At 41.3% G+C, this 13618-nt stretch carries 12 protein-coding genes; 10 read left to right on the forward strand and 2 right to left on the reverse strand.

Features of this window, described 5'->3' with window-relative positions; translation table 11 throughout:
* From I2483_RS11860 to I2483_RS11905, 10 genes are all read left to right on the forward strand, one after another.
* Positions 1 to 774: an SDR family oxidoreductase gene (locus I2483_RS11860; RefSeq protein ID WP_207277415.1), complete on the forward strand. Its 774-nt coding sequence runs from the start codon at positions 1 to 3 to the stop codon at positions 772 to 774.
* Positions 771 to 1340, forward strand: a complete 570-nt coding sequence (locus I2483_RS11865) for a TetR/AcrR family transcriptional regulator (protein ID WP_207277416.1) — start codon at positions 771 to 773, stop codon at positions 1338 to 1340. The genes I2483_RS11860 and I2483_RS11865 overlap by 4 nt, the downstream gene beginning before the upstream one ends.
* A gap of 3 nt (positions 1341 to 1343) precedes the next feature.
* Entirely contained in the window at positions 1344 to 2207 is an 864-nt protein-coding gene (locus I2483_RS11870; protein ID WP_207277417.1) for a 3-hydroxyacyl-CoA dehydrogenase family protein, read from the forward strand.
* A 50-nt stretch (positions 2208 to 2257) separates the two neighbouring features.
* Positions 2258 to 3322 (forward strand): phosphotransferase family protein, encoded by a 1065-nt coding sequence (locus I2483_RS11875; RefSeq protein ID WP_481886340.1) that lies wholly within the window; start codon positions 2258 to 2260, stop codon positions 3320 to 3322.
* A complete protein-coding gene (locus tag I2483_RS11880; RefSeq protein WP_207277418.1) occupies positions 3319 to 4080 on the forward strand; it encodes a 2-phosphosulfolactate phosphatase in 762 nt (253 codons plus the stop codon). Before I2483_RS11875 ends, I2483_RS11880 begins: the two co-directional genes overlap by 4 nt.
* Positions 4070 to 5842, forward strand: a complete 1773-nt coding sequence (locus I2483_RS11885; protein WP_255550415.1) for an acyl-CoA dehydrogenase family protein — start codon at positions 4070 to 4072, stop codon at positions 5840 to 5842. Before I2483_RS11880 ends, I2483_RS11885 begins: the two co-directional genes overlap by 11 nt.
* A 15-nt stretch (positions 5843 to 5857) precedes the next feature.
* Entirely contained in the window at positions 5858 to 6832 is a 975-nt protein-coding gene (locus tag I2483_RS11890; protein ID WP_207277442.1) for a quinone oxidoreductase family protein, read from the forward strand.
* An 85-nt stretch (positions 6833 to 6917) separates the two neighbouring features.
* Entirely contained in the window at positions 6918 to 7760 is an 843-nt protein-coding gene (gene glcT / locus I2483_RS11895) for a glucose PTS transporter transcription antiterminator GlcT (protein ID WP_207277419.1), read from the forward strand.
* A gap of 310 nt (positions 7761 to 8070) precedes the next feature.
* Entirely contained in the window at positions 8071 to 10116 is a 2046-nt protein-coding gene (gene ptsG / locus I2483_RS11900; protein WP_207277420.1) for a glucose-specific PTS transporter subunit IIBC, read from the forward strand.
* A gap of 157 nt (positions 10117 to 10273) precedes the next feature.
* Positions 10274 to 11719: a DEAD/DEAH box helicase gene (locus I2483_RS11905; protein ID WP_186671838.1), complete on the forward strand. Its 1446-nt coding sequence runs from the start codon at positions 10274 to 10276 to the stop codon at positions 11717 to 11719.
* A 252-nt stretch (positions 11720 to 11971) separates the two neighbouring features.
* Here the strand turns inward: I2483_RS11905 and asd are convergent, their stop codons facing one another.
* On the reverse strand, positions 11972 to 12751 hold the full coding sequence (gene asd / locus I2483_RS11910; RefSeq protein ID WP_207277421.1) for an archaetidylserine decarboxylase: 780 nt from the start codon (positions 12749 to 12751) through the stop codon (positions 11972 to 11974).
* A 25-nt stretch (positions 12752 to 12776) separates the two neighbouring features.
* Positions 12777 to 13310: a CDP-diacylglycerol--serine O-phosphatidyltransferase gene (gene pssA / locus I2483_RS11915; protein ID WP_207277422.1), complete on the reverse strand. Its 534-nt coding sequence runs from the start codon at positions 13308 to 13310 to the stop codon at positions 12777 to 12779.
* Positions 13311 to 13618: the final 308 nt, after the last annotated feature.

The following is a 13618-nucleotide window of genomic DNA, read 5'->3' on the forward strand; positions in this document are numbered from 1 at the left end:
ATGACCGTACTTGACCTTTTTAAGTTAACAGGAAAAACAGCAATCATCACAGGTGGAGGTAGAGGGCTTGGAGCGCAAATTGCAAGAGGATTTGCGGAAGCGGGGGCAAACGTTGTGCTGTGTTCGCGCAATGTTGAAGCCTGTAGTGAAATGAGTAAAGAACTGGAAGCACTAGGTGTTCGGTCGATTGGGCTCGCATGTGATGTGACGAAACAGCAAGACGTAAAACGTGTAGTTGAAGAGACGATGGAGATTTTTGGAACGATAGACATACTCGTCAATAATAGCGGGGCAACTTGGGGAGCGCCTGTTGTTGACATGCCGTATGAAGCTTGGAGAAAAGTAATGGACGTAAACGTCAATGGCACATTTTTGATGAGTCAAGAAGTTGGAAAGGTCATGATTGAGCAAGGAAGCGGGAAAATCATTAACATCGCATCCGTTGCTGGACTCGGGGGGACGCATCCGAGCTTTATGGATACCATTGGCTACAATACCAGTAAAGGGGCAGTTATTACATTTACGAAAGATCTAGCGGCTAAATGGGGGCAGCACAACATTAACGTCAATGCGATTGCACCAGGGTTTTTCCCAACCAAAATGTCGAAAGCCACAATTGAACAGGGGCATGATTACATCCTTAATTCCACACCGCTAAACCGCTTAGGGTCTGACGAAGATTTAAAGGGCGTCGCACTATTCTTGGCTTCGAAAGCATCTGACTACGTGACAGGGGATATCCTGCTTGTCGATGGTGGAATGAGTACGTTATGAAAGAGGCTATCACAAGACAAAGCATTCAACTTTTTGAACGTAAAGGCTTTAGTGCCACATCTGTTCAGGACATCGTTGAGTCACTTGGCGTGACGAAAGGGACCTTTTATTATTATTTCACGAGTAAAGAAACGCTTCTTATGGACATCCATCTTCGCTATATCGATGATTTATTAAGCAGACAACAGAAGGTTTTAGACAGCAATGACAGTTGTCGAAATCAGCTAACTGAAATTGTAGGGATGCTCATTAACGATATCCAAACACAAGGTTCAAACGTACGTGTCTACTTTAGGGAAATGCGTCATTTATCAGAGGAAAACAGTAGTGTTATAAAAAACAAACGCAGAATGTTCCATCTCGCTATTGAGAAAATCATTAAGGAGGGCATTGAAAAGAAGGAATTTCGAGAAAGTCTTGAACCTAAAATGACTACCTTTGCGATTCTGGGAGTTACAAACTGGAGTTATGAATGGTTCGATCCAACAGGGAATGTATCGTCAAAAGAGCTTGCGATTATGTATATGGATTTCATCTTACGCGGAATTGATTTGAAGGGGGAATGAATGATGAGTGCGAATGAAATTAAGCATATTCTTGTTGTTGGAGCGGGACAAATGGGGCATCAAATTGCTATGCTGTGCGCGCTTGGAGGATATAGAACTTCATTGCAGGATGTAAATGTTGAAGCACTGAAGGATGCAGAAAAGGGCTTGAAAAAGCGTATGGATAAATGGGTTGCAAGCGGGAAGTTAACTGCGGCTAGCAAGGAAATTGCTTTTCAGAATCTCACGTTTACGGATAATCTAAACGAAGCCGCGAAAGATGCAGATTTTGTAATTGAAGCGATTGTAGAAAAACTAGTTAGTAAACAGAAATTGTTTAGGGAGCTGGACCGTCTTACACCAAAACATACAATTCTAGCATCTAACAGTTCAACCATTGTCAACTCGTTGCTTGCAGAAGTAACAGAACGTCCTGACAAGGTTTGTAACGCACACTTCTTCTTCCCACCCCTCGTTATGGAGTGTGTGGAAATCGTCATGAGTGAAGAAACATCTGAAGAAACAGCACAGACTGCATTGGCTGTTTGCGATCAAATCGGTAAGATGGGTATCATCTTGCGGAAGGAAATTTCCGGCTTTGTCGCTAACCGTATATTAGGCGCTATTCATAAAGAAGCAATTGCACTTTATGAAAATGGAATTGCTGATTTTAGAGATATAGATTTAATCGTGAAAAAATCGCTTGGGCATCCATTGGGACCGTTTGAACTTATTGATCTATCCGGCGCCGATGTTGTGAATTTTGTCATGCAGCAGCAATTCGCGGAAACGGGAAATCAGGAAGACAAGCCTCCTGCATGTATTGTGCAGAAAGTAGAAGCAGGTCATTTAGGTCGGAAAACGGGACAAGGGTTCTATTCCTATTAGTTGTGGCTGATAAGGGTGACTTAACATCAAGAGAATAGGAAGTGATTAGGGTGATAACAACAACTAAGGATACGATACCTGTCCGAAAGGGAGAAGGATTGGACGCAGAAGTTCTCTTGCGATTTCTACGGGAGAATTGTGCCGATTTACCAGAAGGTGAACTTGGAATTCGGCAGTTTGGAACGGGCCATTCTAATTTAACCTATGAACTTGAAATTGGGACTTGGCAAGCTGTACTCCGACGTCCTCCAAATGGTCCAGTTGCTGCCAAAGCGCATGATATGGAACGAGAATTTAATGTATTAGCTGCACTTCATCCCGTTTATCCAACGGCACCCAAACCACTTGTCTTTTCTGATGATCCATCAATTATAGGTAGCCCGTTTTTCATTATGGAAAGACGGCACGGAATTGTTCTAGATACAGGCTTTCCGAGTGGTACGAATTCACCTGAAGAATTAGGAAGAATAGTATCTGAAATTATGATTGATAAACTTGTGGAGTTACATGCAATTGATTATAAAAAAACGGCACTTGTTGAGATGGTTAAGCCGGATGGGTTCTTGGAAAGGCAAGTCCAAGGCTGGATTGGACGCTATGAAAAAGCGAAGACATCTGCTATTGAGGAAGTTGCGGCACTAACGACTTGGCTACAAAACAATATTCCTGAATCAGCTAAACCAACGATTATTCATTATGATTATAAAGTAAACAATGCGATGTTTTCACCTGATTATTCCGAGATGACAGGTTTGTTTGACTGGGAAATGACGACTGTTGGAGATCCACTTGCGGATGTCGGGGCGGCGCTAAGTTATTGGATGCAGGCGGATGATCCGAATCAGCTACTGCATGGACTTGGTAAACCGCCGATTACGATTCAAAAAGGATTTTTCACACGGGAAGAATTTATTGCGCGTTACGCCGAGAAAAGTGGACGGGATATGACGAACATTAATTATTATAGTACCTTTGCGTATTTTAAACTCGCGGTCATTTGTCAGCAAATTTATTACCGCTATAAAAACGGACAAACGACAGATGCACGCTTCGCCCATATGGATAAATTTGTAGAAATACTTGTCAAGCAAGCGATGATTGGAACGACAAAATGATAGCAGTAACTCGACCGAAGCTTCATGTCATTCTTCAAAAAGAAGCTATCCTGCCAGAGTTGATTGATAAAGATAAAGTGGCAGTTGTGTTTGATGTTTTACTTGCCACAACGACAATCGCCTCGCTTCTTCATCATGGGGCAAAGGAAATTATCCCAGTAATGGACGGGGAGGAAGCCTTGAAGGTAGCGGCAAGATTTGAAAAATCGACGACGATTATTGCCGGAGAATCTGAAGGACTAACGATTGAAGGTTTTGTGGATCCGCTTCCGACTGTTCTTAAAGATGTAGCTAAGGGAAAAACCATCATCCTTTCAACAACGAATGGCACCGTCGCTATTCGTCATGTTGCGCATGCCAAAAAGGTATTCGCCGCCTCTTTGATTAATGGGCGAGCAGTTGCACAAATAGTAGCGCTAGAACACGCGGACGATTCAATCATTTTAATCTGCGCTGGAACCATGAAGCAGTTTTCCCTAGAGGACTTTTACGGGGCAGGCTATGTCATTGATGAATTACTCCGACTAAATGAGTCTTGGAAACTGACGGATTCTGCGAAAGCAGCCCTTTATTTATATAGAGGGAATAAGGAAAATGCCGCTTCGCTACTCAAAACATCTTTGACGGGTCAGATGCTTATGCAAGCGGGTTTGGAGGAAGATATTCTTTATTCCGCTAGTAGAGGAATGATTGAGGTTGTACCCGAATTTGACAACGACAAAATGATTGTGAAAGGGGATAAAGCGATTGACTACTGAACAACTAACCTATCGTGGTACTTCATTTTTACACAGCACGTCGCAGCCAGAAGCTATTTTCACCCCGGAAGATTTTACAGCTGAACACCAGATGATTGCTGATACAGCGAAGAAGTTCATTGAAAAAGAAGTGCGGCCTCACAATGAACAAATTGAAGGAGGGGACTTTACACTTGTCAGGTCACTCCTTGGAAAAGCCGGAGAATTGGGATTGCTAGCCCATAGTATCCCCGAGAAATACGGTGGGCTTGGCCTCGATAAAATTACGAAAGGGCTTGTAGGAGAAATTATCGGTGCTGCAGGCGGTTATAGCGTTGCACATTCCAATCACACATGTATCGCAACGTTACCGATTACGTATTTCGGATCGCGGTGGCAAAAAGAAAGGTATTTGCCGAAGCTTGCATCTGGTGAATTTATCGGCGCTTATTGCCTTACTGAGCCTTCTGCTGGATCGGATGCCCTAGCTGCATCTACTACAGCTCTATTAAATAAAGAAGGAACGCATTATTTATTGAACGGAACGAAGATGTTCATTACAAATGCTTCATTTTCCGATACGTTCATTGTCTATGCAAAAGTCGATGGTACCAAGTTCACGGCATTCATCGTTGAAAAAGACTTTCCAGGCTTATCGCTCGGACCAGAAGAACAGAAGATGGGCATCAAAGGGTCGTCCACGACAGCCGTGTTTTTCGACAACTGTGAAGTGCCTGTCCGGAACTTATTAGGTGAAATCGGAAAAGGACATCATATCGCATTGAACGTACTAAATCTAGGCCGCTTCAATCTTGGTTCTGCCTGTACAGGAGCCGCCAAATACAGCTTCAAATTAGCTATTGATTATACGAATGAACGTCAACAATTTGGCAAGACGATCGCATCATTTACAGCTACCGAAGAAAAAGTTGCTGATATGGCCATCCGCATTTATGCAGCAGAGTCACTTCAATACCGAACTGCTTCCTATCTTGAAGATGCACTTGGTGAATTGGACGAGTCAAGTGACACGAAGCTTATTGCGAACAGAATGAGGGAGTATGCGGTTGAAACTGCTATCTGCAAAGTATTTGGTTCTGAAACCTTGGATTACGTTGCAGATGAATCACTGCAACTTCATGGCGGTTATGGCTTCATAAAAGAGTACAAGGTAGAGCAAATGTATCGTGATTCGCGCATTAACCGCATTTTCGAAGGCACGAACGAAATCAACAGATTGCTCATTCCAATGGCTCTTTTGCAACAGGCGGGGAAAGGAATAGTCCCACTTCCGAAGCTAGTTGGTCAAGCTGTTGCACAACTAAAGCAATCAACTGCGCTACCGGGTGACATTCTGGCTCGTGAAAAAGAAGCAATCCGTGCAATACGCAATGTGTTTTTGCTGTCCATGGGCTTAGCTTATGAAGCTTTTGCAGCTCGTATTGTTGATGAGCAAGAAACGTTACTGAGACTGGCCGACATAGCAATTGCACTATATGCAGCTGAATCTGCTGTACTGCGAACTGAGAAATCAATTGCAAAAAAGGGTGAAGAAAAATCTGCCCTTAAAGTGCAACTGACAGAAGCATTGATTGACGATACGCTATTCAAAGTTGAAATGATTGCCCGTAAATTGATTGCAGGCGTAACAACAGGAGAGAAGCGCAAGACAGCAGTTGCTGATGTGATAAATCGATTGAGTGAACTAGCGCGTGAAGGAACAATCCAAACGAAGAGGGCTATTGCGAAAACCATTAATGAATCACGGCAGTATATATCTTAAAGGGGGATTTTGATGATGAAAGCAATTCGATTTGAAGCGTATGGAGGTCCAGATGTGTTGGAGCTAGTAGATATCGATACACCAACAGTCGGTGATCAAGAAGTGTTAGTAGAAGTGAAGGCGATTGGCGTGAATTATGCAGATATCGCGCGTCGTGAAGGGAAATACGTTGTGCCGACTCCGCTGCCGTTCATGCCAGGTGCTGAAGTTGCCGGCATTATTACCGAAGTAGGAAAAGACGTTAAACGTTATAAACCTGGTATGCGCGTCGTATCTCTAATCGAATCGGCAGGTTATGCGGAGTATGTCAACCTTCATGAGATGGCACTTGCACCTATTCCTGACGGTGTTGATTTTGTAAATGCAGTCGCGCTACCCTTGCAAGGGCAGACGGCTTACCATATTTTAAAAACAATGGGACGGCTTGAAAAAGGAGAAACCGTTCTGGTTCATGCGGCAGCTGGCGGGGTTGGAGCAATTGCAGTCCAACTTGCAAAAATCTTCGGGGCAGGCAAGATTATCGCCACTGCAAGCAGTGCTGAAAAATTGGCGCATGCAAAAGAAATGGGTGCCGATCATGTTGTTAATTACACAGAAGAAGGTTGGGAATTAAAGGTCCGTGAACTAACCGACGGGAAAGGTGTGGATGTAGCACTTGAAATGGTCGGTGGCGATATTTTCCGCAAGACGCTGAAATGTCTTGCCCAATTTGGTCGTGTGGTTGTATTTGGTGCAGCAAGCGGTGAATCTTCACCATTACTTGCTGGAGAATTGATGCGCCGCAATCAATCTGTCATCGGATTTTTCCTGCCACAAATTATGAAAAATTATGACATGTATCAAGCTAGTTTCAAGGAATTACTTGGGTTTATTGAGAGCGGTGATTTAGCACTGACGATTGGCGGCACGTACAGACTGGAAGAGGCTGCGGATGTACATCGACTGATGCAGGGGAGAAAAACGATGGGAAAACTTGTTTTGGTCCCTTAATACACCCATGACGAGCATAACAAGCTCCTATTCAAATGAGATTAGTGCTAGAATAGAGTCAAGAAAAGATAATGGGGATAGATGGATGAAAACGTATCTGATTAAGAAGGCGTTGAATAATAATGTGCTCATTGCAACTGATGTTAATGGTAATGAGGTCGTTTTAATTGGTCGAGGCATTGGCTTTGGGAAAAAAAGTGGAGAACCGATTATTCAAGAAAAGGTTGAAAAATTATTTGTGTTGAATGACCCTAAGGAGCAGGAGCAGTACAAACAACTTCTTTCTACTCTTGATGAAGATACATTGAAAGTACTTATTTCCGCTGTTGAAATTATTCAAGCGAGGTCTGACATGCCACTGAATGAACATATTCATGTTGCGCTCACAGACCATTTAGTATTCGCGGTCAGTCGGATGAGGCGTGGCATGGCAATCCGCAACCCATTTTTGCTAGAGACAAAGGCACTTTATCCCGATGAATATAAAATAGCTGCTGAAGTTACGGCGATGGTTAATAAACAGCTAACTGTCGCACTCCCTGAAGGTGAAATTGGTTTCATCGCGTTACATATTCACAGTGCCCTAGTGAATAAAGATGTGCGTGATTTAACAAGACATTCAGAGTTAATGGTTCGGCTTGTCAAAATGATTGAAGAGCAACTGGAAGTAGTTATTGATAAAAACAGTATTGATTATATGCGGTTGATCCGCCATCTTCGTTTTACAATTGAACGGGTAGTGCGGGGAGAGAGGATTGCAGAACCGAAAAAAATAACGGGACTGTTAAAAACAGAGTATCCAGTTTGTTACAATCTTGCTTGGAAGATGATCAAAGTGATACAACAGACATTACAAATGGAAATTTATGATGCTGAGGCAGTTTATTTAACACTTCATTTACAGCGGATTCAATCAAGAGTCGAATAATAATTTGGAACGATTACTGATATTAAAATCTGTTTGAAAAATTAATCTAACTATGGTAGGATTGATTTTAAAGTCATTGGATTAGTTAATAGGTATTTTACTAGCTATTCGTATATAATTTAATAACATATTATCTTCATACGTGTTACTGATAGAATCAGGCATGAGTACAAAGATGATTGATACAGCTTCGAGAGGGAAACTTTTTGATGGCTATTTCAATTTCTTTTATACTCATGTTTTTTTATGCCGTTTTTCAGGGCAATGAAGAGATCCAATGACTGAATCATGTATAAAGGGAGGTTTTACTATGTTTAAAAAAGTTTTCGGTGTTTTACAAAAAATCGGTAAATCACTTATGCTTCCGGTAGCGATTTTACCGGCGGCAGGTCTATTATTAGCATTTGGTAATGCTTTGCAAAATCCAGTATTAACGAATTTTGCCCCATTCCTTGATAGTGGGTGGGTTGTAAAGATTGCATCTATTATGGAGGAATCGGGAGCTATCATTTTTGGTAACTTACCTATTCTGTTTGCAGTTGGGGTTGCCCTCGGTCTTGCAGGCGGTGAAGGCGTTGCTGCACTTGCCGCAATTGTTGGCTATTTAATTATGAATGCCACGATGGGAACGGGTCTCGGTCTTTCTGCAAAAACGGTGTTAGAAGGGGGAGACCCGGCTTATGCACTATTACTCGGAGTACCATCGCTCCAATCAGGTGTATTTGGAGGAATAATAGTTGGGGTGCTTGCCGCAGCGATGTACAATCGTTATTACGATATTGAGTTGCCATCATACCTTGGTTTTTTTGCCGGGAAACGATTTGTACCGATTGCTACAGCAGCTTCTGCCGTTGTCCTCGGATTACTAATGATCTTAATCTGGCCACCAATACAAGAAGCATTAAATGTGTTTTCAAACTTTGTTCTTAACTGGAATACTGCTCTATCAGCATTCGTATTTGGTGTAGTTGAGCGCTCGTTAATTCCATTCGGACTCCATCATATTTTCTATACACCATTCTGGTTCGAATTCGGAACGTATATCAATCAAGCGGGAGAGGTTATCAGAGGTGATAACCCGATTTTCCAAGCACAAATTAAAGATGGTGTACAAGAACTTACAGCCGGTACATTCATGACTGGGAAATATCCATTTATGATGTTTGGTCTTCCAGCGGCAGCTCTTGCCATCTATCATTGCGCAGATCCTAAACGGAAAAAGATTGTGGCGGGAATTATGGGATCCGCGGCCCTTACGTCATTTTTGACGGGAATCACTGAGCCAATTGAATTCTCATTCTTATTCGTAGCGCCAGTATTATTTGGAATCCATGCACTTTTTGCAGGTTTTTCATTTATGATCATGCATCTTTTAGATGTGAAAATTGGTATGACGTTCTCTGGAGGTTTAATTGATTATATTCTCTTTGGTGCGATAAATCCGCAGACGAATGCTTGGATGGTCATTCCTGTTGGTCTCGTATTTGCAGTCATCTACTACTTTGGTTTCCGGTTTGCTATTAAGAAGTTTAACCTCATGACGCCTGGCCGCGAACCTGAAGAAGAGAATGCGTCTAGTGAGATTGGTGTAGCAGCGGATGATTTGGCGTTTGAAATATTACAAGCAATGGGCGGAAAAGAAAATATCTTAAGCCTTGACGCTTGTATTACGCGACTTCGTGTATCTGTGAATAATGAGAACCAAGTAGATAAAAAGCGGTTGAAACAACTTGGAGCAGCTGGAGTGCTTACTGTTGGAAATAATATTCAAGCAATATTTGGACCGCGATCTGAGATTATTAAAGGTCAAATTCAAGACGTAATCAGTGGAAAAAGATCTCGTTCTGAAGAAGTAAAACAGCCGGTTATTACTGAAAGAAAAGTTTCTTTGGATGAAAATAATCAAGCGTTTGTTTCACCGATACAAGGAGAGATTAAGCCGCTTTCAGAAGTACCTGATGCTGTGTTTGCCGAAAAAATGATGGGCGACGGTTTTGCGATTGTACCATCAGAAGGTACTGTTGTGTCACCGGTTGACGGGACAATTGTTACTTTCTTCCCGACAAAACATGCACTAGGGATTCTAGCTGATTCAGGAAGAGAAATTTTAATTCATGTTGGGATTGATACAGTAAAATTAGAGGGTAAAGGTTTCGAAGCTTTAGTTGCACAAGGTGATCGTGTTAAAAAAGGACAACCTTTGTTGAAGTTCGATGTTGATTATATTAAGGAACATGCGACTTCAATCATTACTCCGATTATCTTCACTAATCTATTTGAGGGTGAATCAGTCGTTATTAATAAGTCAGGTACTGTTGAATTGAAAGAAGAAAACATTGTCACCATTAAAAAATAAATAATGGGTACCACGCACTTTTAGAAAGGAATCAGCCATGAATAAAATGGCTGATTCCTTTCTTTTATATATATATCACCCTTATAATTAGTGTCAGAAGACTTCCTTAACTGACGAATGGCCCCTGTTTGTGAGATAATACACTTAGAATGAGAGGCTGATTACAATGACATTTCAAAATTATAACTTAAGCAAGGAGATTACACGGGCGCTAGACGGGCTTGGGTATTCTTCACCTACAGAAGTGCAGGAGAAAGTAATTCCTGCGGCACTTACTAAAAACGATTTAGTTGTCAAATCACAGACGGGTAGCGGTAAGACGGCGGCTTTTGGAATTCCCATCTGTGAAATGGTGAACTGGGATGAGAATAAACCACAGGCGCTAATCTTAACACCGACGCGTGAACTTGCAGACCAGGTCAAAGAAGACATTACAAACATTGGCCGTTTTAAGCGTATTAAAGCAGCTGCTGTCTACGGGAAATCTCCATATGCTTATCAAAAAGAAGAACTGAAGCAAAAATGCCACGTAGTTGTGGGAACACCAGGGCGTGTATTTGATCATATTGAGCGAGGTTCGCTTGTGCTTGACCAAATTAAATATCTCGTACTTGATGAAGCTGATGAAATGCTAAATATGGGCTTTATTGACCAAGTCGAATCAATTATTAATAAATTACCGAAAAACAGAACGACTATGCTGTTCTCAGCAACACTTCCTGAAAAGATTGGCAAACTAAGCAGTAAATACATGAACAACCCGAAAAATATTGAGATAGCTTCAACTGTGACATTGACGGATCAAATTGACCACTCACTCATTATCGTAAGGGATCCCCAAAAGTTTGACCTGCTGCGTGATGTGACTGTTGTTGAAAATCCAGATAGCTGTATTATCTTTTGCCGGACAAAAGATCAGGTGGACAGTGTTACTGAACAGCTTGAAAAACTACACTATACTTGCGATAAACTACATGGCGGTATGATGCAGGAAGACCGTTTCTCTGTTATGGATGAGTTCAAGCGCGGTGAATTCCGCTACTTGGTTGCTACAGATGTTGCTGCACGTGGTATTGATATCGACAGCATTACGCACGTTATTAACTATGACCTGCCTGTGGAAACTGAAAGTTATGTGCACAGAGTAGGAAGAACTGGACGGGCTGGTAAAAGAGGGAAAGCGATTTCTTTCGTCACGCCTAATGAAAATCACTTGCTTGATGAGATTGAAGCGTACATCGGATTTGAAATTGAACAACGCAATGCTCCATCGAAACAGGCAGTTGTTGTCGCAATGGCTGCGTTCACTGAAAAGCTGGAGAGTCTACCTGAATTGAAGAAAAACAAAAATGTATTAGTGAACAAAGATATTATTAAATTGTATTTCAATGGCGGCAAAAAGAAAAAGCTGCGTGCTGTTGACTTTGTCGGTACAATTACAAATATTGCAGGCGTGTCGGCAGAAGACATTGGAATCATCAAAATACAGGACACTGTGACGTATATTGATATATTGAATGGTAAAGGTAAACTCGTTTTGAATGAAATGAAAACGACAACGGTTAAAGGAAAGCTATTGAAAGTGCATATAGCGAATAAATAACTGCCCTTAAGAAAAGCGGAAGGCGCCTTCTAGGCGCGACAGGCATAAGTCAATCCGGCGACGTGGCGCTCTTTGCCACATAGCTGGATTGCTTATGACCCGAGCGGCTGGCGCCTGTAGCTAGACACTAAGAAAAGCGGCTGGCGCCTGGAGCTAGACTCTATTCTAAGTTGAAAAAAACGTATACTTTCTTACCATAAAAAAAGCAATTCTTGATCAGTCTTATCTGATCAAGAATTGCTTTTTTCCTTACTATTGAATCCACTTACCAACTGGTTGTCCCACTAGTACTTCACTGTTCAACTCAACAGTCGGAGTAAAGTTTGGGTGATTTTCTATAAACAGAATAACCGTAGAACCAAAACTGAAATAACCAAAATCATTACCTTTAATACATTCTTTCGAAGAGTTAAGGAGCTGAATACTATTCACATTTAACGCACCGACTTTTACAATGGCCACTTTTCCGAAATCCGTCATTACTTCTGAAATTAGGCGATGGTTCGTAGAGAAGGGGCTCTGTCCAAGACGTAATCCTAAACTATTCACAGGATAAGAAACGCCGCCAAGGGCGTATCGCGAAACCAATGCTCCCGTTACAGGATAGTGGAAGTGATGATAATGGCTTGGAGATAGATAAAAGATATAATACATGCCATCTTTATAAGCAGCTGCTTTTTCAGAGGTACCCATAATTTCGTTTATCTTATACTGATGGCCTTTTATCAGGAAAGATTGGTCGGTAGCTATTTTCCCAAATCCACTTACAACGCCATCCACTGGTGAAGTGAGGACGTTCAGCGAAGGATCCACTTGACGTATTCCATCTTTTAGCTGGCGTGTAAAGAGTGCTTGCAGACTCTTATAGTGTGAAATTGGGTATTCCATTTCGTCATTATTAATGCGATAAGCATTGCTGAATGGTTGAATGAACGGCCGGCTAAATCGTGAGCCTGTAAATGATTTTAAAAGAGCAGAAGAAACTGGATTCCCTGTCAGCTCAACAAAAGACTTAAAGAGTGCTTTTTTCATTTATATTATCCTCCGAACTAGTCATTTACACTTTCGCAATGCGAATATTGCTAATCATCAATATTGACATAATCAACATCAATACAACGAAAAATAAGGGGCCGACATATGGAACAAGGAAAAAGCTTAATGTCATGACAATTCCCGCTGCTGTAATCGGAACACCATAAAATGCACCATCAAATTCAGAAGAGTTGTAGCGGGCCAGACGAACTGCGCCAGCCAATACGTAAAAAATGGTAACGATAACTCCAAGCCAAGGTGTCGTATGAAGAGTTGTTTCGTAAATTAATAATGCAGGTGCTAGACCGAATGAAACAAGATCGCATAACGAATCGAGTTCTTTGCCGAAGAGTGATTCTGCATTGTAATGTCTTGCCACCATTCCATCGAAACGATCGAATAATGCAGCAAGGAAAATGAATAGTAAACTCATATGACCTAAGCCTTTTATAATAAGAATGATAGCAACAACGCCAAAACTTAAATTCAACAATGTAATTGCATTCGCCAACTGCGCTTTAACTTTGGATTGTTCAACGTAATCGGGTGAAAACATAAAACACCTCCTAAATAGTGTATAGACGACTTTAGATTAATTAATAGCCATGATTTAAACTTTCCCAAAATACAATGATACCATGATTTCTATGGTGAAAACTGTTAAATTAATGACGAATTAAAATAAAGTATATTACCGGTAATCTTATATTATACTCGAATAATGAAATGTGTGCAATTTAGAGTGCAAGTTTCAACTGTCACTTTGTTCTGGTCGCTTAAAAAGCATGAATTATATATTGACATTTCAGTGATAATGATTATCATTATTAATTAAGAAAGAAATTAACTTGAGAGAAGGTTCAA

It is taken from the genome of Sporosarcina sp. E16_3, from assembly GCF_017347125.1.
Lineage (GTDB): Bacteria > Bacillota > Bacilli > Bacillales_A > Planococcaceae > Sporosarcina.

Excerpts from the sequence above, each read along its gene's own strand:
- I2483_RS11860 (WP_207277415.1), top strand. The coding sequence starts at position 1 with ATGACCGTACTTGACCTTTTTAAGTTAACAGGAAAAACAGCAATCATC.
- I2483_RS11865 (WP_207277416.1), top strand. The coding sequence starts at position 771 with ATGAAAGAGGCTATCACAAGACAAAGCATTCAACTTTTTGAACGTAAA.
- I2483_RS11870 (WP_207277417.1), top strand. The coding sequence starts at position 1,344 with ATGAGTGCGAATGAAATTAAGCATATTCTTGTTGTTGGAGCGGGACAA.
- I2483_RS11880 (WP_207277418.1), top strand. The coding sequence starts at position 3,319 with ATGATAGCAGTAACTCGACCGAAGCTTCATGTCATTCTTCAAAAAGAA.
- I2483_RS11890 (WP_207277442.1), top strand. The coding sequence starts at position 5,858 with ATGAAAGCAATTCGATTTGAAGCGTATGGAGGTCCAGATGTGTTGGAG.
- glcT (WP_207277419.1), top strand. The coding sequence starts at position 6,918 with ATGAAAACGTATCTGATTAAGAAGGCGTTGAATAATAATGTGCTCATT.
- ptsG (WP_207277420.1), top strand. The coding sequence starts at position 8,071 with ATGTTTAAAAAAGTTTTCGGTGTTTTACAAAAAATCGGTAAATCACTT.
- asd (WP_207277421.1), bottom strand. The coding sequence starts at position 12,751 with ATGAAAAAAGCACTCTTTAAGTCTTTTGTTGAGCTGACAGGGAATCCA.
- pssA (WP_207277422.1), bottom strand. The coding sequence starts at position 13,310 with ATGTTTTCACCCGATTACGTTGAACAATCCAAAGTTAAAGCGCAGTTG.